Here is a 24,276-nt window from a genome sequence, read left to right as displayed (position 1 = left end):
GACAATGGAATTATTAGTGAATTTTCAACCTGCTAATAACGGAGTTGAACAATGCCTATTAAAAATAAATCGTTAGTTTTTCAGCAAACCCTAATGAGAAGTAAATAGGAAGTACCTGTAAGCCAGTAAGAAAATTATCAAGTACTTTTTTGTTTTTCCTGGGAAATTCGCTGTTTTTAACTCCAAATTTCAGTTCGGCCAGTGTTATTTCTGAAATGTACCTGTCTTCTTCTTTTACAGCGTTGAATTTTGTATTAAGATCGTAAAATCCCCGGATATAGTAAATACAAATATTGGTATCGAAAAGGTATTTTTTCAAAACATTTCGATTTTGCGATCAAATGTTCGGCTATTTCTAATTTCTGTAATTATTTCTTCTGTTTCCTTTGAATCCTCCCAGGCTCCAAAGGCTATTTCCATTTTGTCATTTTTGCTTGAAATTTCACTTTTCAATGATTTTGAAAGTTTTTCAATTAGAGCTAATTTGATTTCCGGGGTTAGATCTTTTAATAACCCATAATAATTGTTTAGTATTTGCGATTCTGCTTTCATTCAACTTTTTGTTTTATCAAAGGTACAAAATTTTGTCCTTAAAAGGCGCTTAGCGGTTTTTTTTGAAAAAATGAAGATTGTATTTTATTGACAGTTAATAAGATGAATAATCTGCCTGGTGCCTTACCCATTAAAAAAGCCGGAAGTAAACTCCCGGCTTTTTATGTCGATTTTTGAAACGTTTTTGGCAGAATGGTAAATCCTGAATGGCAGCCTTAGTTGCTGTACACCTTAAATGGATTCTGTTTCCACAACTTTCGATAACACGTCAGCATAGGGTACCAAAAGGTACTTATTGCCGTCGAAATCGATTTCAGTTCCTGAGAACTTTTTGTAGAGCACTTCGTCACCAGGTGCAATTTCTGCATTTTCGATGTTGCTGATGGCAACAACTGTTGCAACTTCTTGCTTTTCTTGTGCAGAATCAGGAATAATAATTCCTGCAGCAGTCTTCTGTTCTGCGGTTTCTTCTTTCAGTTCCAGCAGAACATTTTGGTTAATTGGCTGTAATTCTTTCATTTTTTCCATTCTTTAATTTAACGTTTAACACTAATTTGAAGTTAACAAATATTTGTTGATGTTGTCTTTAAACATCTTTTTAGTGTCTTCTTTGGTGCGTGCAATTCCTGACATCATTACCGGTTTTCCGTTCTCAGGAATGTATAAAAATGCAGGAATGCTGCTTACTCCAAATACTCCGGCCAGTTCGCGTTCAACTTCTGTATCAACTTTGTAAACGGTGATTTGGTCGGCATATTCAACCGAAATTTCTTCGAGTATGGGCGAGGCAATTTTACACGGCCCGCACCAGTCGGCATAAAAGTCGATAATTGCCGGTTGGTCGCCTTTAAAATTCCATTCCTGTGGTGAGTTTTCGTAATCCCACACTTTTTTCAGAAAAACATCTTTGGTGAGTTTTACAGAACCACCTTCGCTGTCACCCGACTGGGAAACAGTTTTTACCGGAGCTGTTTGCTTTTCCGCTTTTTCGTCGCTGTTGTTATTTGCCTGGCCTGCGCTACAGCTTTGCAACGAAAAAACTGCAATAGCCAGAATGAATCCTAACTTTTTCATAAAATATTGAAATTTAATTTATTCCTAATAATCTGTCAATTCTCGGTTTGTCAAATCCTACAATTATCTCTCCGTTTATATCGGTTTGCGGAACGCCCTGTTGTCCGCTTTTTCGTACCATTTCTTCTGCTGCCTGCTGGTTGGCCGCAACATTTATTTCGCGGAACTGAATCCTGTTTTCCTGCAGGTGGCGTTTTATCGTGTTACACCAGGTGCAGGTGGGAGTGGTGTAAACGGTTACATTTTTACGGGGTTTTTCATCGCCGTTAGTCGAAACAACAAATGCCGCTTTTTCTAAAACAGCATTAAACTGTTCTGGCTGGTGGCAACCTTTTACTGTGTTTTTCAGTTTCCCTTTTTCAAAATGCAGCAAAGTGGGTACACTTGTAATTTTATATTCAGGATGAATATCTCTTACTTTATTTACATCAGCACTGCAAAGAACGTCGTTTTTCCCTTTTTCAAGAACTTTTGCTTCTGCTTTTATAAAGTTCTCCAGCGCACAATCGCTCTGGGACGACCCGTTTTTATATAACAGCAGCCAAACATTTTCGTTCGACTCAATTTCGCTTTTTAATCCGCTAAAGTTAGATATTGTCTTCATTTTTTCAAAATATATAATTATTTATATATGTAAACATGTGTAACAATTGTTGTGCCAATCTGGTTTTCGTTCATTTTGTCACTTTTTCAAAAAAAATAAAATTTTTTGCGATTTCCACGCAACTTCTGAAACTGCTGTTGAATCTTGTAATTGTATTGAAAATAAAAGTTATTGAAAACAAAAAAAGTGAATGTGATGAAGAAGCGAATTTTTGCAATTTTAATTGGATTGACAGTCCTGGTGTCAGGATGCCTCGATGATGACGGGTATTCCCTGAATGATATGTATGCTGGATTTGGAATGGTTGAACAGGTGAGTACAGATCCGGTTGATTACAAAATTAATATGGACAATGGAGATGTGCTCGTTCCTGTAGCATCCGGTTATTCCCGGCCATGGTATTACCAGGGGACAGACGATCCGGAATCGCGATTGAAAACAGGCGACAGGATTTTGCTCAACTACACCATACTCGATGAAGATACAGACGCTGATGGAAATGTGGAGCAATATCTTGTAAAAGTAAATGCCGTGGATAAAGTTTTGCTGAAAGGAATTCTCGATATTACCGAAGAAAACCAGGACAGCATTGGAAACGATCCGCTTATAGTAAAAGAATGCTGGATGACCGACAGCCTTCTGAATTTTGAAATCAGGTACTGGGGCCGTTACGAGGTGCATTACATCAACCTGGTTAAGCAACGGGGTGAGCTTTTAATCGGAACGGGACAACCCATTGAACTTGAGCTGCGCCATAATGACAATGGCGATATTGAAGATATTCCTTACACGGCTTATGTTTCTTTTAACCTTGATTCACTGAAAATCAACGGACTCGATTCAGTGCAGTTCAGGGTAACCAGCACAGATTACGACGGAGAACTGTTTGAATACGATGGCGTTTTCCGTTACGATGAAAACAATTGAATAAGAAGAGTGAGTCCGTAATGCTTAACCTGATTTAATCAGGGGTTAAAAAAGGTGCCGGTAACAGGCACCTTTTTTTAATTACAGCCGCCCAACTTTTGTTAAAATGAATTATCTTGTGTTGATAATACCAATCAAAAGTATGGAGCTTACAATTTTACGGGATATTGTTATCATTTTTGCCCTTTCAACTTTTGTAAACCTCTTGTTTACACGGTTAAAAATTCCCACCGTTGTAGGATACTTGCTTACCGGAATTATTGCGGGGCCTCATCTTTTGGCACTTGTTCATGAACAGCACAATATTGAAATTCTCGCTGAAATTGGTGTTGTTTTTCTGTTGTTTACCATAGGGCTGGAGTTTTCGCTGAAGCACCTTTTGCGTATCCGAAAGATTGTATTTTTTGGCGGATTGATGCAGGTCACACTAACAGCGCTGGTGTTTTATTCATTGTCGTCATTTTTGGATATTGAATGGAAAAGCAGCCTTTTTATCGGTTTTTTGGTTGCACTGAGCAGTTCGGCGCTGGTTCTCAAATTATTGCAGGAACGCTCAGAGCTCACATCTAATTACGGGCGAACAGTTTTGGGAATTTTAATTTTCCAGGATCTACTACTGGTGCCCCTTTTGCTTTTTACCAACCTGATGGGCGATCCAACGGTGGATATTGGCAACGAACTTGGGTTGTTGCTGATAAAAACTACCGGAATAATTTTGTTGGTTTATGTGGGTAACCGCTGGTTATTACCCAAAATTCTTCATTTTATTGCCCTTGCCAAAAACCAGGAGCTGTTCATGATGAGCATTTTTCTCATCTGTTTTGCCATTGCTTTGTTAACTTACCGGCTGGGTATGTCACTTGCATTTGGTGCCTTTTTGGCAGGATTAATGATTTCAGAATCGGAATACAGTCACAATGCTTTTGGAAACCTGTTACCGTTTAAAGATACGTTTACAAGTTTCTTTTTTGTTTCCATTGGCATGCTGCTCAACCTGTCGTTTGTAACCGACAATATTCTACTGGTAGCCGGAAGTGTTTTGCTTGTTATCTTCCTGAAATCAATAATTGCATCAATTACGGGGTTTGTGCTGGGGCACACTTTTCGGGGGATTGTTCTTATTGGGCTCGCACTCAGTCAGGTGGGTGAATTCTCTTTTATTCTGGCCAAGGTGGGGTTTAGCTACAATATTCTTTCAGAATTTTCTTACCAGTTGTTTCTGGCGGTTACTGTGATAACAATGGCGATAACACCTTTTTTAATGGGCGTTTCGCTGCCGGTAGCCAATATGTTTTTAAAGCTGCCACTCCCCGGATTTCTGGTCAACGGGTTGTTTCCGCTAAAAGAAGTTTATATTCCCGATTTTAAAAACCATTTGGTAATAATCGGCAAAGACCCCAGTGCGCTGAAACTTTCCATAATGGCAAAACATTACAATATTAAACATGTTTCGGTGGTTTTCGACCCCACTGTGGCAAAAGAGAAAATGAATGCCGGCGACAATGTGGTTTACGGCGATGCGGTGAATGAACCTATTTTACTGAAAGCGCATGTTGACAAGGCCGAAGAGGTGGTAATTTCTATTGGGGATATTATTCCTTCGATGGCCATTATTGAAAAAGTAAAAAAGCTGAACAGTAATGCTTTTGTTATTGTCCGTGCCAGTCACATCGAAAATGTACAACAGCTTTACGAGCTTGGCGCCGACCAGGTTTTTCCTGAAAAATTTGAGATTGCCATCGACTTTTTCAACCGCGTGTTGATGAAGAAACTTTACCCTCAGAAAGAGATAAACCGGATGCTGGCCCATATTCGAAATATGAACCTGGGGGCATTCAGCGAAAAAGATATGGTGAAGCGGACTTCCATTCTCGACGAACTTCCCAATGTAAATATTTCAGCAATAAAAGTAGAAGAGGGTTCTGTTGCCGAAGGGAAAACATTGGGCGAAAGTGATTTGAGAAGGAAAACAGGAGTAACTTTGCTGGCTGTTAAGAGAGGAGCAGAAGTTATTGAACACCCCACACTGAAAACCAGGTTTTTGAAAGATGATGTTATTTATGTGATGGGAAACCCCGAGCAGGCAAACCTGGCTGGCGAACTGTTTTCATCCTGATTTTTTCAGGGAGTGGTTTTTACCAGCTTGTTCCCAATTTGGCAGTTCAAACATTTTTTTGGTTCACAATAATGGGTTTTTAATTCTATTAAAGCCTGTGTTTCAAAGGCCGAGCGTGGCTGAATACCCAGTACTTCCCAATTTTTTACGATGGAATTTTTTTCGGCAGGCAATTGTTCAAGGAAATCGAGCGCCCGGTTTTTAAGGTGTTCCTGGTTTTGTTTTTCGCCATAAACAAACAGAAAAGGCGCAACAACATTTATTATTAGCGTGTTTATTGACGTTTCGCCCAGTTCCTTAGGCTGGCTGCGAGTGGTGTTTTTGTTGAACCGGTAGTGCGAATCCCAGTAATCTGATGCTTTTACTTCAAATAAATTTTTCAGCCCGGGCAGATTATCCGTTTCAATAATTTTTGAAAAAAGTCCCTGCGATTTTTGTATCAGGTGCGCAAGCTGTGCAATCCGGATAGTGGGGAAGTTTACCGGCCGCAATCGCATGAATTTCCAGAGGTGCGGCTCAACGGTTTTCAGGTTGTATTTTTTGTAGAGAAATGAATATTCATCACGCAGTTTTATGAAATATTCATCGCCAATGAGTTCTTCGTGCAGCAGACCGGATGTGCCGAAAAGCAACGCCTCCAGTTGAAAAAGATTGCTTTTGTGTTTAGCCAGAATTTGCATCGGCACTGCTTTTGCCAGCAATTCAAACGGAACGGCATTCACTTTAAACCCGAACATGCGGGCCAGCATCTGGTAAAAAGTTTCGTTCCAGTTGTTTTTGTTTTCAATAAGGCGTTTTTCAATTTCGCCGGTTTTATTTTCCAGCCGCTCAATCATCAGCCGGTTGAATCCGAGCCTCAGCAAAACCGGATCCACCTGGTGAAATTGCTCCTGGCAGGCAATCCACGATTTGGAGTCGAGCAGTTTCCGGTAATTTCGGGTGAATTGTTCGGGCCAGGTAATTACGAGGGTTGGAATCTGGGTGCCGTTCATCCGGAATGTAGATTTGTCGGCTTCTTCAACCACATGTAAAATTACATTCTCGTAGGCTTTGTTGCTGGAGTGGTTGTGTTTTTCCCAGTCGGAGGCTTTTTTATGGATTTCAATATTTCCAGCCCAAAGTGTGTCATCAATTTTTACCTGGGCATTGAAAAAATCGGGGCCGGCATTGGTGTTTCGGCGGCCGGTTTGTATAATTTCAACTTTTTCACCCGACTGGGTTTTCAACGATTTGTTATGAAAAAGCCGGTTTTCCCAAATGAAATGAATGAATTCTTCCGGAACAGTTTTCGGGGAAATCATGCTATTCAGTTTTTCAATTCAGGAATAAATTTACACATTTTTTGAAAAATATCCCACAAAACAATTCCGGCGCTTACTGAAATATTGAAAGAGTGTTTGGTTCCATGCTGCGGAATTTCAATGGCTCCGTTGCATAAATTCACCACTTTTTGCTGGACTCCTTTAACTTCGTTGCCAAATACCAGTGCCACTTTTTCATTCGGTGCCGGCTCGAAATCGGGTAGCGAAATACTGTTTTCAACCTGTTCTACTGCATAAATTTTATAGCCGTTTTCGTGCAGTTTTTTTAGGGCATCTTCGGTTTTTTCAAAATATTCCCATTCCACCGTTTTTTCGGCATCGAGTGCCGTTTTATGAATTTCTTTGTTGGGCGGGGTTGCGGTAATTCCGCAGAGGTAGATTTTTTCAACCAAAAGGGCGTCGGACGTGCGAAACACCGAACCGATGTTGTTGCAACTGCGAACATTGTCGAGCACAACTACCAGCGGCGTTTTTTGGGTTTGCTTGAATTCGTCGGCTGAAAGCCGGTTGAGTTCGTTTATTTTGAGTTTTCGCATTTTTATCTGGCTTGTTTTTTTAATTTTAAACTTAGCAGTTAAAAACCATACTTTCCTACCAGTTTACCGCAGCACGTTTAAACGGCATAGTCATACAGCGGGCCCCGCCACCACCACGCGCCAGCTCAGAACCGGCAATGGAAACCACGCATTTGTTGTAATCATCCACATTTACTTTTCCATCAATAAAATCAACAGCCTTAATAATTTCGTAACCGTTGTTGTTCAGTTCTTCCAGCGTGTTTACATTTCGTTCGTACCCGATAATTTTGCCAGGGGCAAATGCCAGAAAATTGGCGCCGCTGTGCCATTGCTCGCGTTCCTGCGTCCAGGGATCTTTTTTGCCCCCGCAGGTAATGGGTTTTAAATCAATTCCCAGTTGTTTCAGCGCTTCGGGAATATTGGGCTTTTCACTGATTTTAACCTTCCCGTTGTCAATTCGAATATAAATGGTTTTGTAGCGGCTCAACCCGTAAACCACTGGTTCGTAAACCATGCATTCGTCGGTGTTCAGGTTGGTGAAAACCATGTCGAGGTGAATGAATGATTCGGGTTGGGAGGGAAGCTCCTGAACAATCAGATGGTGGATCCCATTTTTGTGCTGTTTGATATTTTCAATCACAAAATCAATTCCCTGTGTAGTGGTGCGCATACCTGTTCCAATTACATATATGTCGTCGCGGATAACCTGAAAGTCGCCACCTTCAAGTGTGGCTTTGTTGTCGAAAGGAATTCCGTTTTGTGGTTTTAGCGGATTGAGTGTGGTGGTTTCAAAAAGTGGGTGGTAATTAAAAATGGCCTCCGAAATCATGGCTTCGCGCTCGCGAACAGGGTTGGCCATGCGGCCGATGAGCATGTTTCCGTTCATCCCCATGGCCGAGTCGCGGGTGAAAAAAAGATTGTGCAGCGGGCGCATCAGGAATTTTTCGTTGCTCAGGTAATTGGTTAAATTATTTCGCTCAAGCAAAACACCTTCAATTAACAGATTGGCAAGTGTTTCTGAGCTGTTCCGGGCAAGTTTTTCATCCATTCCGGTAACGCATTCATGGTTGCAAATTCTTTGGAGCAGCTCATCCTTTGCTGCGTTGTTATCAAGAATATCTGCCAGCAGTTCTTTTATGGTGAAGACTTTTGAAATTTTTTCCAGAACCTGTGCGAGCTGCGCATATTCCTGCGAGGCAATGGAAAGGTTCAGGATGTCGCTGTAAAGTGCCCGTTCGGCATTTTCCGGTGTCATGTTTTCCACTTCAGAGCCCGGCGGGTGAATAATAACTCCTTCCAGCTTGCCAATTTCTGAATTTATATTCGTTTGCATTCTGTAATTTTATAGTTGTAAAAACGGTTCAAAGATATAAACTTTGCACGTGTAATAATTGAAAACCGATATCTTCGTTAAGATTAAAAATGAAGAATATTTTTAAATATAAAGGTTTCTTAATTGTGGTTTCACTGTTTTTCGGGCTTGTTGTGCAGGCACAGGTCAAAGATACTTCTGATATTATGATGGGAATGATAAAAGACGGTGATACAATTATTCATAAAAATATACAGGAAATCTGGGTAATGCCTGAGCGTGAGTTTGAAAACCGGAGGGATAGGCGACGATACAACAGGCTGGTTAGTAAAGTTAAAAAGGTGCTTCCGTATGCAAAACTTGCCGGCGATATGCTTCAGCAATATGAACCTGTTTACATGGAACTGGAAAGTGAAAGGGAAAAGAAGAAATTAATGAAAGACCTGGAACAGCAGCTGCTCGATCAGTACAAAGACGAAATGAAACGCATGAGTATTTCTGAAGGCAGGATTTTGCTCAAACTAATTGACCGTGAAGCTGATCGCACTTCATATACGCTTATCAAAGAATTCAGGGGCGGGTTCAGTGCTTTTTTCTGGCAGGGAATTGCGCGGCTGTTTGGCAGCGATTTAAAATCGGAGTACGACCCGGAGGGCGAAGACCGCGTTTTGGAAGAGATTGTAACTCTTGTTGAAGTGGGGTATCTTTAAATTTAATATGATGACGGATTTTTTGCGAACATTTGTAGCCGTAAAAGTGGAGCCTTCACCTGTTTTGCAGGAAACAATGAAAGATTTGAAGCAAAAACTTGCCGGCGAACATGTGAAATGGGTTGCCCCAAACAACTTGCACCTGACTCTGAAATTTTTGGGCGATACACTCCCGTCGCAGGTGGATGAAATTGGCGAGGAACTGAATCAGGCAGCTAAAATGTTTTCTGCTTTCACTTTTCGGCTCAACGGGCTGGGGTTTTTCAAGAACCAAGGAATGCCGCGTGTTTTATTTGTACCTGTTAAAGAGGGGGAAATAGTACAACAGCTGGCGGCTGAAATAGATAGTCGGCTGGCAAAGCTTGGGTTTTATGCTGAAAAACGGCCTTTCAAACCTCACCTGACGCTGGCCCGGATAAAATACCTGAATAACAAAAAAGCTTTTTACGAGGCGGTGGAAAAATACCGGAGTGCATTCATGCAAACTGCCGATATTAATGAACTTGTTTTTTACCGAAGCATTTTGAAACCACATGGACCCGAATACAAATCTATTGCAAAAATTGATTTAAATTCATTTTAATGTTGTAACTTTATTGACCGGAGAGTTCGACCACTGGCCTGAGTACCAGAATAGAGGCTGTTAATCTGGGGCATCAAGGCTGGGAAAACATCAGAAACCCGTAATCCCGTTTACGGGAGTGCCTGCCTCCTTGTGGCGGCTCTCCTTTTTTATTTTCGTTAATTGCAGTACATCCGGATAAACGACCCCAAAAAACTGTGAGATTCATGCATTTCCGTATTCGTGAAACATTTTACTTCCCGTTCGCTTTAAAAGCTACCATAAGTGTGTAAATGAGTATTTTAAAGTCGATGTAAAGCGAAATGTTTTTCAGGTACAGCATATCGTAAGGCAGTCGTTCGAGCATTTCTTCCACGTTGGAAGCGTAGCCGTATTTTACCTGGCCCCACGAAGTAATACCCGGCCTGAGTTTATGCAGGTGAGTGTAATGTGGTGCCTGTTTTACAATTTGTTCAATATAGAACTTTCTTTCAGGACGGGGCCCAACCAGCGACATGTCGCCTTTTATCACATTGAAAAACTGCGGGATTTCATCGAGATGTGTTTTGCGCAAAAACCTGCCAATTTTTGTAATGCGTTCGTCATTTTCGCTCGAAAGCGCCGGCCTGCCGTTTTCTGCCCCATGAACCATACTGCGAAGCTTGAGGATTTTAAAAGGCTTGCCAAACCTCCCGACTCTTTCCTGCTTGTAGATTACCGGCCCATTTGAAGTTGTTTTTATAATGGTTGCAAGAGCCAGGAAGACAGGCAAAAAAACAACGATTGCAATCATTGACAGCACAATATCCAGCAAACGTTTGGTTTTTTCCTGCCAGGCAGGCATCAGCCCATTTGATATTTTTATGAGCGGACTACCATAAATTGCGTTTGATTTTACAGTGCCCGAAAGAAAATCGTACAAATCGGGGATCCCCCAGATGGTTACCTGCCGGTTTTCAAGTACGGTTAAAATTCCATTTAATTTTTCGTGTTCACGGGTTTCGGTGGCAATAATTACCTCTTCAATATTGTGCCTTTCAATTATTTCATTTAGCTGATTAATTTTTCCCAATTGAGGCAGGTATTTTCCGAGTATCCTGTCGTCGTTGTTTTTAACTCCCACAAAACCTGTAAAAAGATTCCCGGCCGGGCGTTTTTGGCTCGACATCTCTTTGTACACTTTTTCTGCTTTCTCGTTGCTGCCAATTAAAAGGGTATTGAATCCGATTTTTCGTTTATGAATCCGGTGGATGGTTTGGGTTGTTAAAATCAGCCTGAAAAAATAGGTGAGGGAAAAATGAAGTCCGAAAAGGGTGAAAAAAAGGTTGTAATAATTCTTATAGGAACCAATAAAGTCGTCAAGTATAAGAGCAAAAAAGATGACAATCACCCCGGTTAATGAGGTGAAAAAAGTTTGTCCGAGTTCCAGCAGCCGCGATCGCCTGTAAATGTTATCGTAAAATCCGGTTATGTAATAAAAAAGCAGCCAAAGTACAGGAATTACTGCCAGCCCCATGTAATAACGGTGGGTAAATTCAATGGGAACATCGATACCTAAAAGTTGAGGTTCGATAACTGCTTTTCGGTAAATAAAGAAGGCAGTCCAACTTATTGCTGCAGCAAAAAAATCAAAAATCAAATATTTGGCAACCTGCCACTTTCTGTTCATTACAAGCCGGTTAAGTTCAGTCTGGATTCGTTGCTATTTGCAACTTCGTACATGTAACGCCCCAGCCTGAAAAATATTGCGGCAAAAGTAACTTTTTAGCGGGTTTGAGAAATTGAAAACTGGTCTAATTTCAGGTTGATTTTTTCAACAGCCTGTAATACTGACAAGTAGTCTTCGATGCCGGTCAGGTTCCGGCTTGTGTTGCTAATTCCCTGAGAAAAATTTCCTGTTTCGCTGATGTTTTTAAAAGGGCTTGTATCAATACTGGAATTATTACAGGCGTAATGACGGGTTTTAAAATCAAAAGAAACAACCTGTCCGGCAGTCCATGCCTTAAGTTTAAATTCACTGGCAGCATTTGCACTTCCAAAATTAAGGTTCACTGCAGATGCATCTCCAAATTCGAGCCGTACATTTTTGAATTCTGTTTTATTTTCGGCTGAATGAAAAGAGACAGCCCCGATTTTTTTTGGCAATGTGCCTGTAATGTCTTTAAGCATTAGAAGAAGGGCGATCAGTGGTTGGGAAATTTCAGGTTCGTTATTAAAATAGGAAATATCAATAAAAGCAGGTTTCTTCAGATTGTGGTTTAACCATTGTACTGCTGGCAGGTAATAAAACGGGTTAATAATTTGTATTACTGTTTGGGCTTCCGTGGCAAGGTTGGCAATTTGCCGGCATTTTTCAACAGGTAATCCAGGGTACTCTGCCGCAAAAATGTGTTTCCTTTTTTTTACAATGGTGCTTAGTAAATCAAACGGAAGCAGCGAAAACCGGTTGATTAGCAAGGCATCAGCGCGCTCGATTAATTCTATCCGATTAAACTCCGGGATGGAAAAGTGAAAATTTCCGATGTCGGTATTTGTTCCTGCCGACGATTTGCCGGCAATGTGGATGTCCTTCTGTTTTTCTAGTTTTTTCGCGTAAGGCTCCAGTTGTTTGATGTCTCCTATTAAACCCAGTTTCAGCATTTAACAAATATAGAGTTCAGCGGGCTCCCTTTTTAATAAATATCCATTATTTTATCAACTTTAAATGTTAATATTGTAGAAGAGGGTAGGTGTTTAAATCGGTTTGAAACCCTTATTTTTACAGCATAATTTAGTTGAACATGACAGAGAAGGACGATTTGCGCCATAAAGGGATGCGTAAAAAACTGGCTGACGGGTTGAAAGTGAAAGGAATCCGAAACCCGGATGTGCTGGAGGCCATCCGGAAAGTGCCGCGCCATTTGTTTATGGAAAGTTCATTCATTCATTTTGCCTATAAAGATCAGGCATTCCCGATTGGGGCCGGCCAAACCATTTCACAACCCTACACGGTGGCGTTTCAAACCGAGCTGCTGGAGGTTGAAAAGAATGATAAAGTTCTGGAAGTTGGAACCGGCTCTGGTTACCAGGCAGCTGTATTGCTCGAAATGGGGGCGAAGGTTTTTACCATCGAGCGGCAAAAGGAACTTTTTCTGAAAGTGCAATCGTTTTTGCCGGAAATCGGCTATCACCCTGCCTGCTTTTTTGGCGATGGCTACAAAGGGCTCCCCGGTTTTGCACCTTTCGATAAAATTTTGGTTACTGCCGGGGCTTCGTCAATTCCGCCGGAACTGAAAGAACAGCTCAAAATTGGCGGGCGAATGGTTATTCCCGTTGGGCACGAAAATCATCAGGAAATGTTGGTAGTAGAACGAATTTCAGAAGAGGAATATAAAACAAAAAAACACGGAGGATTTGTATTTGTCCCGTTGTTAAAAGGAACGGTAAATTAATGGTGTATGATTAAAGTTAAAAAGTTTGTTGTAAACCCGTTGCAGGAGAATTCGTATGTAATTTCTGATGAAACCGGGCAATGTATTTTTGTAGATCCGGGTTTCTACTTTGATGTGGAGAAAGAGGAAATTAAAAATTATATATCGGAAAACCGGTTAACCCCGGTCATGATTGCCAACACCCATTGTCATTTCGATCATATAATGGGAGTGGAATTTTTAAGGGAAGAATATTCAATTCCTTTCTACGCCCACGAAGAGGATGCTTTTTGGGTTGAAAAATCCATTGAACAGGCAGAAATGTTCGGGTTTGAAATGAAGCCAGTCAATCCGATTGATTCCTTTTATGCTGATAACAAACCGCTGAAGTTTGGAGATTCTGAATTTAAAATCATCCATGTTCCGGGGCACTCACCAGGGCATGTGGTTTTTTATGCTGAAAACAGTGGCGAATTGATTGCAGGCGACGTACTATTTTATGGCAGCATTGGCCGTACCGACCTTCCGGGGGGCGACTACAACACATTGATTTCAGGAATCAAAAACAAACTTTTCAATCTGCCCGACGAAACCAAAGTGTATTGCGGGCACGGGCCCGAAACAACGCTCGGCTTTGAAAAATCGTCTAATCCGTTTCTAACCTGAGACTAAAAATAATCAGTGTGTTTGAAAAATGATTCATTCAATAGAAAGGAACTGGTTTAAAGTCATTTTTTCCATTCCTGGTAAATTTTATAATTGCAAAATATTCATCCAAAACAATAAAGGATTATGTTTCACGACCGATTTGTTAACCGTCATATAGGCCCGCGCGAGAACGAAATAAAAGAAATGCTCCAAACCGTTGGGGTTTCGTCAATCGATGAGTTGATTGATGAAACTATTCCGGCCGATATCAGGTTAAAAGAACCGCTGAAATTGCAGGAAGGACTGACCGAGCGGCGGTATTTCAGAAGAATTTTAAGCCTGGGAGAAAAAAATAAAGTCTTCAACACTTATATTGGTATGGGGTATTACGATACCATCACTCCTGCAGTAATACTACGTAACGTATTGGAAAATCCGGTGTGGTACACATCGTACACGCCCTATCAGGCTGAAATTTCGCAGGGGCGACTGGAAGCATTGCTGAATTTCCAGACAATGGTTTGTGAACTGACCGCACTGGAAATAGCCAATGCATCGTTGCTCGATGAATCCACCGCAGCTGCCGAGGCCATGATTATGATGTTTAACCAGCGTTCGCGAAAAATGGTAAAAGCCGGCGTGAATACCTTAATGGTTGATGAAAAAACCTGGCCTCAAACCCTCGATGTGTTGCAAACAAGGGCCAATCCGCTGGGCATCGAACTCAGGATTCAGCCCAAAGAATCGTTTGACTTTTCCGATGAGGTATTTGGAGTCATCCTTCAATATCCCAATGCTGACGGGGAGATTCTGGATTATTCAAGCCTAACAGAACAAGCCCACCAAAAAGATATTAAAGTGGCGGTGGCAACCGATTTGCTTTCACTGGCTCTCCTGACTCCTCCGGGCGAGTGGGGTGCCGACATTGTCTTTGGTAATAGTCAGCGTTTTGGTGTCCCAATGGGCTACGGTGGCCCGCATGCCGCATTCTTTGCTGCACGCGAAGTTTTCAAACGTCACATGCCCGGCCGCATTATCGGTGTTACCAAAGACAAACACGGGAATCGCGCCCTTCGTATGGCGCTGCAAACCCGCGAGCAACATATTAAACGCGAAAAAGCAACATCAAATATCTGCACGGCGCAGGCACTTTTGGCTACCATGGCCGGCTTTTTTGGCGTTTATCATGGTCCCGAGGGCATAAAAATGATTGCAGAGCGCATTCATAACATTGCGGCATTTCTGACCACCGAAATTGAAAAACTTGGCTACAAGCAACTCAATAAAAATTATTTCGATACCATCAGGTTTAAACTGCCCAAACATGTGAAACGCGAGGATATTGAGTGGCTATCGCTTGAGCTGGAAATGAATTTCAGGTATTTCGATAACGGCGAAGTGGGAATTAGTATTGATGAAACCACCAATCGGCAGGACATGACCTGGATACTGGAAGTTTTTGCAAAGGCCGCCAACAAAAAATGGCTAACTGTTCATGAATATCCAATAGGATTTACAGTTGAAAATACATTTGCCCGTAAATCGGAATTCATGACACAGGAAGTGTATAATAAATACCGGTCGGAAACCGAAATGGTGCGGTACATAAAAAGGCTCGAACACAAAGATATTTCGCTTACGCATTCAATGATTTCGTTGGGATCGTGTACCATGAAACTGAATGCTGCCACCGAAATGTTGCCGCTAAGCTGGATTGAATTTAACGGGCTGCACCCGTTTGTGCCCAAAAACCAGGCCCTCGGTTATCACGAAATGATGGAAGAGTTGCGACGCGATTTGGCCGAAATAACAGGAATGGCCGATGTGAGCCTGATGCCCAACTCCGGAGCTGCCGGAGAATATACCGGACTGATGGTTATCCGCGAATACCATAAAAACCGGGGAGAAGGTCAGCGGAATGTTGTGTTAATCCCGGCTTCTGCCCACGGCACCAACCCCGCCAGTGGGGTAATGGCCGGCATGAAAGTAGTGGTTGTTGGCTGCGATGAAAACGGGAATATTGATCTGGAACAGCTAAAAAGCAAAGCCTCGGAACACAAAGATTCACTGGCTGCAATAATGATTACTTACCCATCGACACACGGGGTTTTTGAGTCGTCAATAAAAGAGATGTGCCGAATTATTCATGAAAACGGCGGACAAGTTTACCTTGACGGAGCAAATATGAATGCCCAGGTAGGTTTGACAACACCCGGCATAATCGGGGCCGATGTTTGTCATTTAAACCTGCATAAAACTTTTGCAATTCCGCATGGCGGCGGAGGTCCTGGAGTTGGCCCAATCGCCGTGGCCGAACACCTTGTAGAGTTTTTACCTTCACATCCAATTATGAACAACGGGCACATTGGAATTAATGCCGTTGCCGGAGCACCCTGGGGGAGTGCATCGGTGTTGCCAATAACTTACGGGTATATAAAAATGATGGGTGCCGAAGGGCTCAAAAAAGCAACTGCCCTGGCCATTTTAAATGCCAATTACATCGCCAAAAGGCTTGAAAACAATTATGGGGTTTTGTACAAAGGCAAAAATGGCCGTGTAGCCCACGAGCTTATTTTGGAGTGCAGACATTTCAAGAACAGTGCGGGAATTACCGAAGAGGACATTGCCAAACGCCTGATGGATTTCGGTTTTCATGCGCCCACACTTTCGTTCCCGGTTCACGGAACACTTATGGTTGAACCAACCGAGAGCGAATCGAAAGAAGAGATTGACCGGTTTATTGATGCCCTGGATGCCATTTATAACGAAATTAAAGAAATTGAAAACGGAACGGCTGACAAGGAGGATAACGTGTTGAAAAACGCTCCGCACACTGCCGGAACAGTTAGCGCTGATGTCTGGGAGCACAGCTACTCCAGGGAAAAAGCTGCCTGGCCGCGGCCCTGGTTGAAAGAGCACAAATTCTGGGTGCCGGTTGGCCGGGTTGACAATGCCTGGGGCGACAGGAACCTGATTTGTACCTGCGGCTCTCCAAAAGAATATGAGCTTTTTGACGGAGAGTAAATTTTATTGCCAATTTTTTGGTTATGATAGTTTTTCCGAATGCAAAAATTAATATTGGCCTGCATGTGGTAGCCAAACGCCCCGATGGTTACCACAACCTGGAAACGGTTTTTTACCCGGTACAACTTTCTGATGCCCTTGAAATGGCAGAATCGAGGGAAACGAAACTGACCACATCGGGAATTGAGGTGGACGGCCCGCCTGAGAAAAACCTCGTGCTGAAAGCGTGGCAATTGCTCAGTAGGGATTTTGATTTGCCCCCAGTGCACTTTCATCTTCATAAAAATATTCCTTTTGGTGCCGGGCTAGGCGGTGGCTCTGCCGATGCCGCATTCACCCTAAAAATGTTGAATGACTTTTTCTCACTGCAAATTGGCCCGGGAGAACTAAAAAAATATGCATCGACGCTCGGGGCCGACTGCCCGTTTTTTATCGAAAATAAATCTGCTTTTGCTACAGGAATTGGCAATGAGCTTTCTCCGGTTGATATTGACCTTTCTGAATTTCAAGTTGTAATTCTCAAACCCGGTTTTTCAGTAAGTACGCAGGAAGCCTATGGAAATATCGTTCCGGCCCACCCGGAGTTCAACCTGGCTGAGCTGGCTAAATTGCCTGTTGAAAGGTGGAAAGAAACGGTTATCAACGATTTTGAGAAAAGTGTTTTTCCAGCCTACCCTGAAATAAAAAAATGCAGGGAAATCCTTTACCAACAGGGGGCTAATTACGCCTCAATGACCGGAAGCGGCTCGGCTGTTTTTGGGCTCTTTCGGCATTTACCGGCAGATTTCGATAATTTCATACCTCGAGGTATTTATATTTACCGCTAAAATTCGGCATTCGCCGATCTTTCTTCCCCATTAGCTTGTTTTTTATTCTTTTTAACAAAAAGAGATGTAACCTTTGTACCAGTTATTAGTCTATATAACTGAAAACAATTTTTAGAAAACAAGACAGTTAAACAAGAAAAACAGAAAACAATGAAAACACGATTAACACAAATTATTTTAGCAACATTTCTTTTTACAATTATAATTGCAGGAAGTGTTGATGCAAAAGAAACAAGAGTAGTAGTTGTCTCAGGCCTTGAAAACATTGTTGAAACTGATTTGGAGCTGGAAGACTGGATGGTTAATGAAAGCAAGTGGAATGAGTTTGAAACTTATTACGCCACTGAGCTTCAGGAAGAAAGTCTTGAGCTTCAGAGCTGGATGGTAAATGAAAATAATTGGGGACTGAGCAATTTTGAGTATCCGTTAACAGAAACAGAACAAGATTTGATGCTTGAAAACTGGATGACCAACGAAGTATATTGGAACTGAGAAAAGAAGAATAATTTACGCGATTAGTTTAGGTTTAGATTTTTAAAGGCTGTTGGAAACAACAGCCTTTTTTTGGCTTTTTCAGGTTTCTTGTTGTTTAAATTGACTTATATTTAAGCAAAGGAAAAAATGAAGGCAAGAAAAAATTGGATCTCGAAAATAGTCTCACTACTGCTTTTTTTTGTTTTGACCTTTTTTACAGGTTGGGCACAGGATGTTTCCTTTTCGCAGTTTTATGCCAGTCCGCTTTATTTGAACCCGGCTTTTGCGGGTTCGGTAGAAATTCCCCGTTTCACTGTTCAGTACCGAAATCAGTGGCATGCTTTCACAAATGCTTTTAATACATACAATTTAGCGTTCGATTTTCCTGTTGAAAAACTTGGCGGTGGACTGGGGCTCTTTGTACTGAACGATGCCCAGGGCAATAAAATGCTCAATTCCATGCAGGTAAATTTAGCCTATTCCGTTCATGTCAGGCTCAGTGAAAAATTCAGGCTGAATGGCGGAGTTCAGGGCGGTTTGTTCTATAATTCGCTTAAAGTTGGGGAGTTGGTGTTTCCTGATAATATGGCTGAAGGAAGCGGTAGCCATGCAGTGTCAGGTGAACTTCAGTATTTAACCGAACCGGATTACTTATTTCCTGATTTCTCTGCCGGGGTAATGGTTTACAGCGAACGCTTTTTTTACGGTGCCGCCGTGCATCATTTGGCCGAACCTCAGCATAATTTTTCAGGAAGTAATGAAAATTCAGCCAAACTGAACCGAAAATACACTGCTCATTTGGGAGCACGGCTACCTGTTTTTCTTCACGGGCACCGGCAAAAGCTAATTGAACTTTCACCTCATTTGGTAGTGCAAAAGCAAGCGGTTTTCAGTCAGGTTAATTACGGTTTAATGGTAACACGAAACAGTATTTCTGCAGGTTTGTGGTTCAGGCAGAATATTGGAATTCAGTATGATGCTGTAATTCTTCAGGTTGGCTTCTCAAAAAACAGGTGGCAGTTAACTTATAGTTACGATGTTACTGTTTCCGGTTTATGGGGCGATTCAGGCGGTTCAAGTGAAATAACCTTTGCTTTTTTATTGAAAGAGAATAAAAATGTGCATCTGCCTTTCTTTAATTCCGGAGATGAATCATTTTAATCGAAAATAGTACATTTTTACCTGATTAAAAGCACTTGTCCTTTTTTCTGGTGTTCAATTCCCTGAATGTCGAAATAGTTTGCAATCCACACATAATTACCTGCCGGTACAGACTGCCCGTTTTGCTTTTCACCTTTCCACGGATTATCGGGCGAATTGGTTTCGAAAACTAGTTCGCCCCAGCGGTTGTAAATTTTCAGGTGGAACCTTGTTTCGTCAACCCCGGTTTTCAATGGCATGAAAGTCCGGTTTTCTTCTATTGGGCTGTTGGGACGAAAAGCATTGGGGAACTGGTTGGGTGACTGAAGTATGGTTATCTTTTGCGCTGCGGTGTCTGTGCATCCAAATTGCGTTTCAGCAATTAACTGCGAATTATACTCGCCCGGAGCTGAATACGTATGAACAGGGTTGAGTTGGTCGGAACCCGCTCCATCACCAAAATTCCATGAAAAATAATCAGCATTTTCCGAAAGGTTGGTAAACGAAATCCGGGCATTTTCGGTTAATGCCACGGGGTAATCCACTTCAAAGGCGGCTTTGGGTTTAACATGTACGGTAATCCAGTTGGTTTTTATAAGCGTATCGGCACAGCCGGTTTCAGCAGATTGTGCAATTAGCCCCACATCGTATTGCCCCGGTTCATCATAAATGAATTGATTTTGGTTCCCGGCAGGATAGGGTTCTGCATCGGTTATCCAGAAATAATTAAGTTCTGAATTTTGAGGTGTGGCCACAACTTCTGCATAAAATGGCTGACAACCTTCACGCGCTTCAGTAATAAAATCGAAATCGGTTGTTGTGCGTGGGTAAAAACTCATTTCAAACGTGTCGGTTTTTTCGCATCCGTCAATGGTTTGCAGCCGGTAGTAAATTTCATATTCACCCCACTCACTCACCTCCACAACAGCCGAGGTGCGGGTGGTTTTCGGAAAAACCAGCGAGGAGTTAACGGCATTCCAGTTAAAATTGTTCTCGATTTTCCATATTGAATCTTGTGTTCCGGTTAGCGAAACAGTTAGCCGGGCTGATTTTTCTCCGCAGACGAGCTCAGGTCCGGAAAATTCAACTTCAGGAACAGGAAAAACCACCAGTTGCATGGTATCATAACCCGGGCAGTTAAATTCGTCGAATACCGTAACCTGGTATTCTCCGGTTTCGTTTGCCATTATTTTTTGAGAAGTTGACAGCGTATCGCCCGATTCATTCTGCCAAATATAGCGTTCAAAGCTTTCAGTCCCTTCCAGTTCAATGGAATAGGGCTGGCACCCGGTGTCGTCCTCACCCAAATCGATTGTAACTGGCCGGTTAACCAAAACCATTACCGAATCTTCGAGCACACAACCTTCTGTGGTGGTTGTTCTTACTGAATATTTTCCTGCTTCACTAATAGAAATTTTTTGTGTGGTTTCGCCTGTGTTCCACGTGTAAGAATCGAACCAGGGGCCGGCATCCAGCGTACGGGTTTCACCATAGCAAAGCATAATTGTATCGCTTTCAAACCAGGGGCTTTCTCCAATATCCAGTGTCAGGTTTAAGTTTGAACCCGCGCTGTATCCGTACGACTCGATGCCGCCAAAACCGTAAACGTAGGCCAAAAAACCGTCTTCGCCGCCGGTGCTTTCAATTTGGTGTGAACCGTTTGATATTTCAATTTGTGCGTACGAGTAATTACCTTTCGGAAACTCCCGGAACTCATTTTGAACAGATTGGTTGTTAACCCTGATATTTTCCGTTTGGTTGGTTGGCGTAAGTATATTGACAAAATAATTTTTGATGCCTTCGTAAACGAAATCCTCAAATTCAAGGTCGGGTGAATTGTATGCCACAAAATTTGCTTTTTTTAACGACTGGTTGACCGGGCTTAAAATAATCATGAAAGGGTCGCCATAGCCGCCGGTAAATGTACTGTCCACATCTCTCGACTGGCTGTATTGTGCCACCAGCACCGGTTTATCGGCCAGAATCCTTTTCGGGGGGTCGGAATTAAAAAATACAGCTTCCTCAAATTCGCCCCGGTTGAGAGTAAAGGGACTTCTGCCCGAGATTTGAACCGTGGTATTGTTTTGCGCGGCCAGAATACGGTATCGATCCTGTTCGCGCGATTTTAGCGGGACAGCATAATATTCGAGCCCCCAGGAATGAACCGGGGGGATTTGCTCGTATAGATGTTCCCAGCAGCATTTTCCCGAGGGTACTTGTGTGCTTAATGACCCCGAATAAAAGGCGACAGGTTTATCTGCTTCGATGTAGCTGCCTGTCAAATCTCCCTGGCCCGACTGGCTGGTGCCTGCTTCATTTTCGGATTGTAGCTGGTACACTTCTCCTTTATTCAGAATGACAGAAAATGTAGAGTCTCTCGGTTTCAACTGGTCGGTTACTTTCGACGGAGTTATATTAACAGCTGTTGAATCAAATGCGGCAACAACCAGAAATTCGCTGTTGCGGCCGTTTCCTTCTTCAGGGTCGGAAAGGTCGATGCTGGGATAGTAGCACATGGCAAAATATTCTTTACCAAGAGATGGAACAGGATAAATGGCTGCCACATCTGCTGAGTTGAGGCTCCAGTTGAGTGCATACACATTCACCGGTTTTTCCGATGTCAGGTGAATGCCTTTATTTTCAGTGTTTTCCGACCCAATTACTTCCAGTTTATCCCATGGGATTTCGACCTGCATTGAGCTGTTGGCCTGCACCTGGTAGTTGCCGTTTATGGGAATTTCGTCTCGTCCGTAAGTGATTTGAAAAGTAGTTGTTTCGCGGGCGGTAACGGTTACTTCGAGGTAGTGGTCTTCCTGGTAATGACGGCTTTCCATAAATCCAAACCAGAAGTCTGTGCCTTCGGTTGATTTGATGCATGAATTTTCCTGGGCAAATGAACCATACATTGCCAAATTAAAAATGATGCAATACAAAAACAGCGATTTCATTTCTATAAAACTAATCATTTTAAAAATAAAAAACCGCACAAAATGAATTGCACGGTTTTGAATTATTAGCGTAATTCTATTTTTAAACTACTTTAATTTTAGTGGTTTAATTTCAAGCATCAGGTATTTTTTAGGTATTACCTGGTCTTTCTTAATGTGGATTTTTACAATTTGTCCGTCGAAAGGCATCCGTACCTGGTTTTGCATTTTCATTGCTTCGAGCAACAACAGGGTTTCCCCTTCTTTTACTTTTTCTTTCGGTTTCACAAAAATGTCAATAACTGTACCGGGTATAAACGAATAAATGTAGTTAGGATTTGGTGTTTCCCATTTCACCCTGTTTTCGAATTTCCAGGTTAAATTGGTTTGATAAACCGTGCCCTGAACCACTAAACTTTTTAATTCTTTTTTCTCTTTTGTCATGCCAGTAATGTTTTAGTTTAAAATGGAGGAATACCATGCTTCTTCCGGGGCAGGGCAATGCTTTTGTTTTCCGAAACTTTCATCGCGTGCAAAATTCTGCCCCTTGTTTCTTTCGGTTCAATAACCTCGTCAATATATCCCTGGGCTGCTGCAACATAAGGGTTGGCGAATTTTTTCTTGTATTCCTGAATTTTTTCCTGTCGCACCTCTTCAGGGTTTTCCGCTTCCGATATTTCTTTGCGGAAAACAATATTGGCTGCCCCTTCGGGGCCCATTACTGCAATTTCGGCAGTTGGCCATGCAAAAACAAAATCGGCGCGCAGGTGGCGAGAGTTCATTGCAATGTACCCACCACCATAAGCTTTCCGCAAAATAACGGTAACCTTTGGCACAGTGGCTTCACTATAGGCATACAATATTTTTGCTCCGTGGCGGATTACCCCGGCATGTTCCTGGTCAACTCCGGGCAAATATCCCGGCAAGTCTTCGAGTGTGACGATGGGAATGTTAAATGCATCGCAATACCGGATAAAACGACCTGCTTTGTCGGAGCTGTCGGTATCGAGTACGCCGGCCAAAACCATGGGCTGGTTGGCAACAAACCCAACGGTATCACCTTCCATTCGTCCAAATCCAATAACAATGTTCGGGGCAAAGCTTTCCATAATTTCGAAGAATTCAGAACTGTCGGTAACACTTTTTATGATGTCACGAACATCGTACGGAATGCGGGGATCGCCAGGAACAATGTCTTCAATTTTCTTCCCTTTTTTGGGGGGTTTTGGCGGGAAAGGCAATGCTTTTGTTCCGTTATTTCTCGGAATGTAGCTGATTAGTTTTTTTATCTGCTCGAAACATTCCAGTTCGCTGGTTGAGAAGAAATGAGCATTACCTGTAAGTTCGGCATGAACGCGGGCCCCGCCAAGTTCTTCCATTGTGATTTCTTCGCCCAGCACCGATTTTATTACACTTGGTCCGGTAATAAACATTTTTGAGATGTTTTCAACCACAAAAACAAAATCGGTTAGCGCGGGTGAATATACCGCCCCGCCTGCACAGGGACCAAGAATTACCGAAATCTGAGGAATTACACCGGAAGCCAGGGTATTTCGGAAGAAAATTTCACCATATCCGGCAAGTGAATTTACACCTTCCTGAATACGGGCGCCTCCCGAGTCGTTAATTCCAATTAATGGGACACGCATTTTCAGGGCGTGATCCATAATCTTGGTTATTTTCCTGGCGTGCATCATCCCCAGCGAGCCACCGGCTACAGTGAAATCCTGGGCGAAAATACATATCGGCTTGTTGTAAATGGTTCCTGTTCCGATAATCACGCCATCGCCATGTAATATTTTAGATTCCATGCCGAAATCTTTGGCGCTGTGTTCCACAAACAGGTCGTATTCGTGAAAGGAATTTTTATCCAAAAGGGCCAGGATACGTTCACGGGCAGTTAATTTACCCATTTTAGCCTGTTTCTCGATGGCCTTGTCGCCACCGCCTTTTTGAACTTCCCTTTTTCTTTTCCGAAGATCAAGAACGTTACTTCTTAATGACATAAAGTTTGATTTTAAATTTAAAATTCCCTTTTTCAACAGGGCGTTTTCTTTATTAATCGCGACAAAATTATAAATTTTTTCAGTTGGCAGCCTTAATAGCTGTTTTGCATTACGTAAATTACC

23 protein-coding genes are annotated in these 24,276 nt (G+C 42.3%); 10 read left to right on the top strand and 13 right to left on the bottom strand.

All coding sequences use genetic code 11. The annotated features are described in order from the left end of the window. Positions 1-58: 58 nt before the first annotated feature. The 5 genes from BUC07_RS17040 to BUC07_RS17020 all read right to left on the bottom strand — a co-directional run bounded on the left by BUC07_RS17040 (position 59) and on the right by BUC07_RS17020 (position 2,230). Positions 59-319, bottom strand: a complete 261-nt coding sequence (locus BUC07_RS17040; protein WP_073172447.1) for a PIN domain-containing protein — start codon at positions 317-319, stop codon at positions 59-61. Beyond that, complete coding sequence (locus tag BUC07_RS17035; protein WP_073172444.1) at positions 316-552, bottom strand: hypothetical protein; 237 nt, start codon at positions 550-552, stop codon at positions 316-318. The genes BUC07_RS17040 and BUC07_RS17035 overlap by 4 nt, the downstream gene beginning before the upstream one ends. 231 nt (positions 553-783) lie before the next feature. After that, entirely contained in the window at positions 784-1,071 is a 288-nt protein-coding gene (locus BUC07_RS17030; RefSeq protein WP_073172470.1) for a GroES family chaperonin, read from the bottom strand. A gap of 30 nt (positions 1,072-1,101) precedes the next feature. Continuing rightward, positions 1,102-1,626, bottom strand: coding sequence for a thioredoxin family protein (locus tag BUC07_RS17025; RefSeq protein WP_073172441.1), 525 nt, complete (start codon positions 1,624-1,626; stop codon positions 1,102-1,104). A gap of 13 nt (positions 1,627-1,639) precedes the next feature. Then, on the bottom strand, positions 1,640-2,230 hold the full coding sequence (locus tag BUC07_RS17020) for a thioredoxin family protein (RefSeq protein ID WP_073172437.1): 591 nt from the start codon (positions 2,228-2,230) through the stop codon (positions 1,640-1,642). A 195-nt stretch (positions 2,231-2,425) separates the two neighbouring features. Between BUC07_RS17020 and BUC07_RS17015 the strand changes: the two genes are divergently transcribed. Continuing rightward, on the top strand, positions 2,426-3,157 hold the full coding sequence (locus tag BUC07_RS17015) for a NigD1/NigD2 family lipoprotein (RefSeq protein WP_139279624.1): 732 nt from the start codon (positions 2,426-2,428) through the stop codon (positions 3,155-3,157). A 142-nt stretch (positions 3,158-3,299) separates the two neighbouring features. Beyond that, a complete protein-coding gene (locus BUC07_RS17010) occupies positions 3,300-5,273 on the top strand; it encodes a monovalent cation:proton antiporter family protein (protein WP_073172467.1) in 1,974 nt (657 codons plus the stop codon). Positions 5,274-5,278: 5 nt separating this feature from the next. Here the strand turns inward: BUC07_RS17010 and BUC07_RS17005 are convergent, their stop codons facing one another. From BUC07_RS17005 to BUC07_RS16995, 3 genes are read right to left on the bottom strand one after another with little or no spacing between them, the layout of a single operon-like run. Next, positions 5,279-6,574: a DUF2851 family protein gene (locus tag BUC07_RS17005; protein WP_073172431.1), complete on the bottom strand. Its 1,296-nt coding sequence runs from the start codon at positions 6,572-6,574 to the stop codon at positions 5,279-5,281. A gap of 5 nt (positions 6,575-6,579) precedes the next feature. Then, the gene (locus tag BUC07_RS17000; RefSeq protein WP_073172428.1) at positions 6,580-7,131 is read right to left on the bottom strand and encodes an RNA methyltransferase; all 552 of its coding nucleotides are present in this window, start codon (positions 7,129-7,131) and stop codon (positions 6,580-6,582) included. Between the two features lie 55 nt (positions 7,132-7,186). Next, the gene (locus BUC07_RS16995) at positions 7,187-8,446 is read right to left on the bottom strand and encodes an arginine deiminase (RefSeq protein ID WP_073172425.1); all 1,260 of its coding nucleotides are present in this window, start codon (positions 8,444-8,446) and stop codon (positions 7,187-7,189) included. An 89-nt stretch (positions 8,447-8,535) separates the two neighbouring features. On the opposite strand from BUC07_RS16995, the gene BUC07_RS16990 reads away from it, so the two are divergent. After that, positions 8,536-9,135: a DUF4294 domain-containing protein gene (locus BUC07_RS16990; protein WP_073172422.1), complete on the top strand. Its 600-nt coding sequence runs from the start codon at positions 8,536-8,538 to the stop codon at positions 9,133-9,135. Positions 9,136-9,142: 7 nt separating this feature from the next. Continuing rightward, positions 9,143-9,718 (top strand): RNA 2',3'-cyclic phosphodiesterase, encoded by a 576-nt coding sequence (gene thpR / locus BUC07_RS16985; protein ID WP_073172419.1) that lies wholly within the window; start codon positions 9,143-9,145, stop codon positions 9,716-9,718. A 232-nt stretch (positions 9,719-9,950) separates the two neighbouring features. Here thpR and BUC07_RS16980 read toward each other — a convergent pair whose 3' ends face one another. Both BUC07_RS16980 and BUC07_RS16975 read right to left on the bottom strand, forming a co-directional pair. Next, positions 9,951-11,366 carry a sugar transferase gene (locus BUC07_RS16980; RefSeq protein ID WP_073172416.1) on the bottom strand — a complete coding sequence of 472 codons (1,416 nt, stop codon included), beginning with the start codon at positions 11,364-11,366 and terminating at the stop codon, positions 9,951-9,953. A gap of 95 nt (positions 11,367-11,461) precedes the next feature. Further along, a complete protein-coding gene (locus BUC07_RS16975) occupies positions 11,462-12,337 on the bottom strand; it encodes a hypothetical protein (protein WP_073172412.1) in 876 nt (291 codons plus the stop codon). A gap of 140 nt (positions 12,338-12,477) precedes the next feature. Here BUC07_RS16975 and BUC07_RS16970 point away from each other — a divergent pair, with 140 nt between their 5' ends. The 6 genes from BUC07_RS16970 (at position 12,478) to BUC07_RS16945 (ending at position 19,241) form a co-directional block, all read left to right on the top strand. Then, positions 12,478-13,128, top strand: coding sequence for a protein-L-isoaspartate(D-aspartate) O-methyltransferase (locus tag BUC07_RS16970; RefSeq protein WP_073172409.1), 651 nt, complete (start codon positions 12,478-12,480; stop codon positions 13,126-13,128). A 6-nt stretch (positions 13,129-13,134) separates the two neighbouring features. Then, complete coding sequence (locus BUC07_RS16965) at positions 13,135-13,773, top strand: MBL fold metallo-hydrolase (protein ID WP_073172406.1); 639 nt, start codon at positions 13,135-13,137, stop codon at positions 13,771-13,773. A gap of 126 nt (positions 13,774-13,899) precedes the next feature. After that, entirely contained in the window at positions 13,900-16,779 is a 2,880-nt protein-coding gene (gcvP, locus tag BUC07_RS16960) for an aminomethyl-transferring glycine dehydrogenase (protein ID WP_073172403.1), read from the top strand. Between the two features lie 23 nt (positions 16,780-16,802). Then, positions 16,803-17,606: a 4-(cytidine 5'-diphospho)-2-C-methyl-D-erythritol kinase gene (ispE, locus tag BUC07_RS16955; RefSeq protein WP_217652722.1), complete on the top strand. Its 804-nt coding sequence runs from the start codon at positions 16,803-16,805 to the stop codon at positions 17,604-17,606. A 150-nt stretch (positions 17,607-17,756) separates the two neighbouring features. Beyond that, positions 17,757-18,098, top strand: a complete 342-nt coding sequence (locus BUC07_RS16950; RefSeq protein WP_073172400.1) for a hypothetical protein — start codon at positions 17,757-17,759, stop codon at positions 18,096-18,098. Positions 18,099-18,227: 129 nt separating this feature from the next. Then, positions 18,228-19,241 (top strand): PorP/SprF family type IX secretion system membrane protein, encoded by a 1,014-nt coding sequence (locus BUC07_RS16945; RefSeq protein WP_073172397.1) that lies wholly within the window; start codon positions 18,228-18,230, stop codon positions 19,239-19,241. A gap of 17 nt (positions 19,242-19,258) precedes the next feature. Here BUC07_RS16945 and BUC07_RS16940 read toward each other — a convergent pair whose 3' ends face one another. From BUC07_RS16940 to BUC07_RS16930, 3 genes are all read right to left on the bottom strand, one after another. Further along, positions 19,259-22,186: a PKD domain-containing protein gene (locus BUC07_RS16940; protein WP_083578321.1), complete on the bottom strand. Its 2,928-nt coding sequence runs from the start codon at positions 22,184-22,186 to the stop codon at positions 19,259-19,261. Positions 22,187-22,255: 69 nt separating this feature from the next. Next, positions 22,256-22,591 (bottom strand): biotin/lipoyl-containing protein, encoded by a 336-nt coding sequence (locus BUC07_RS16935; protein WP_073172391.1) that lies wholly within the window; start codon positions 22,589-22,591, stop codon positions 22,256-22,258. A 17-nt stretch (positions 22,592-22,608) separates the two neighbouring features. Then, positions 22,609-24,153, bottom strand: coding sequence for an acyl-CoA carboxylase subunit beta (locus BUC07_RS16930; RefSeq protein WP_073172464.1), 1,545 nt, complete (start codon positions 24,151-24,153; stop codon positions 22,609-22,611). Positions 24,154-24,276: the final 123 nt, after the last annotated feature.

It is taken from the genome of Tangfeifania diversioriginum (genome assembly GCF_900141875.1).
Lineage (GTDB): Bacteria > Bacteroidota > Bacteroidia > Bacteroidales > Prolixibacteraceae > Tangfeifania > Tangfeifania diversioriginum.
This window is presented reverse-complemented; position numbering and strand designations above follow the sequence as displayed.

Bases quoted from the DNA above. Each gene is read 5' to 3' on its own strand.
- BUC07_RS17035 (WP_073172444.1), bottom strand. From the start codon at position 552: ATGAAAGCAGAATCGCAAATACTAAACAATTATTATGGGTTATTAAAA.
- BUC07_RS17030 (WP_073172470.1), bottom strand. From the start codon at position 1,071: ATGAAAGAATTACAGCCAATTAACCAAAATGTTCTGCTGGAACTGAAA.
- BUC07_RS17025 (WP_073172441.1), bottom strand. From the start codon at position 1,626: ATGAAAAAGTTAGGATTCATTCTGGCTATTGCAGTTTTTTCGTTGCAA.
- BUC07_RS17020 (WP_073172437.1), bottom strand. From the start codon at position 2,230: ATGAAGACAATATCTAACTTTAGCGGATTAAAAAGCGAAATTGAGTCG.
- BUC07_RS17015 (WP_139279624.1), top strand. From the start codon at position 2,426: ATGAAGAAGCGAATTTTTGCAATTTTAATTGGATTGACAGTCCTGGTG.
- BUC07_RS17010 (WP_073172467.1), top strand. From the start codon at position 3,300: ATGGAGCTTACAATTTTACGGGATATTGTTATCATTTTTGCCCTTTCA.
- BUC07_RS17005 (WP_073172431.1), bottom strand. From the start codon at position 6,574: ATGATTTCCCCGAAAACTGTTCCGGAAGAATTCATTCATTTCATTTGG.
- BUC07_RS17000 (WP_073172428.1), bottom strand. From the start codon at position 7,131: ATGCGAAAACTCAAAATAAACGAACTCAACCGGCTTTCAGCCGACGAA.
- BUC07_RS16995 (WP_073172425.1), bottom strand. From the start codon at position 8,446: ATGCAAACGAATATAAATTCAGAAATTGGCAAGCTGGAAGGAGTTATT.
- BUC07_RS16990 (WP_073172422.1), top strand. From the start codon at position 8,536: ATGAAGAATATTTTTAAATATAAAGGTTTCTTAATTGTGGTTTCACTG.
- thpR (WP_073172419.1), top strand. From the start codon at position 9,143: ATGATGACGGATTTTTTGCGAACATTTGTAGCCGTAAAAGTGGAGCCT.
- BUC07_RS16980 (WP_073172416.1), bottom strand. From the start codon at position 11,366: ATGAACAGAAAGTGGCAGGTTGCCAAATATTTGATTTTTGATTTTTTT.
- BUC07_RS16975 (WP_073172412.1), bottom strand. From the start codon at position 12,337: ATGCTGAAACTGGGTTTAATAGGAGACATCAAACAACTGGAGCCTTAC.
- BUC07_RS16970 (WP_073172409.1), top strand. From the start codon at position 12,478: ATGACAGAGAAGGACGATTTGCGCCATAAAGGGATGCGTAAAAAACTG.
- BUC07_RS16965 (WP_073172406.1), top strand. From the start codon at position 13,135: ATGATTAAAGTTAAAAAGTTTGTTGTAAACCCGTTGCAGGAGAATTCG.
- gcvP (WP_073172403.1), top strand. From the start codon at position 13,900: ATGTTTCACGACCGATTTGTTAACCGTCATATAGGCCCGCGCGAGAAC.
- ispE (WP_217652722.1), top strand. From the start codon at position 16,803: ATGATAGTTTTTCCGAATGCAAAAATTAATATTGGCCTGCATGTGGTA.
- BUC07_RS16950 (WP_073172400.1), top strand. From the start codon at position 17,757: ATGAAAACACGATTAACACAAATTATTTTAGCAACATTTCTTTTTACA.
- BUC07_RS16945 (WP_073172397.1), top strand. From the start codon at position 18,228: ATGAAGGCAAGAAAAAATTGGATCTCGAAAATAGTCTCACTACTGCTT.
- BUC07_RS16940 (WP_083578321.1), bottom strand. From the start codon at position 22,186: ATGATTAGTTTTATAGAAATGAAATCGCTGTTTTTGTATTGCATCATT.
- BUC07_RS16935 (WP_073172391.1), bottom strand. From the start codon at position 22,591: ATGACAAAAGAGAAAAAAGAATTAAAAAGTTTAGTGGTTCAGGGCACG.
- BUC07_RS16930 (WP_073172464.1), bottom strand. From the start codon at position 24,153: ATGTCATTAAGAAGTAACGTTCTTGATCTTCGGAAAAGAAAAAGGGAA.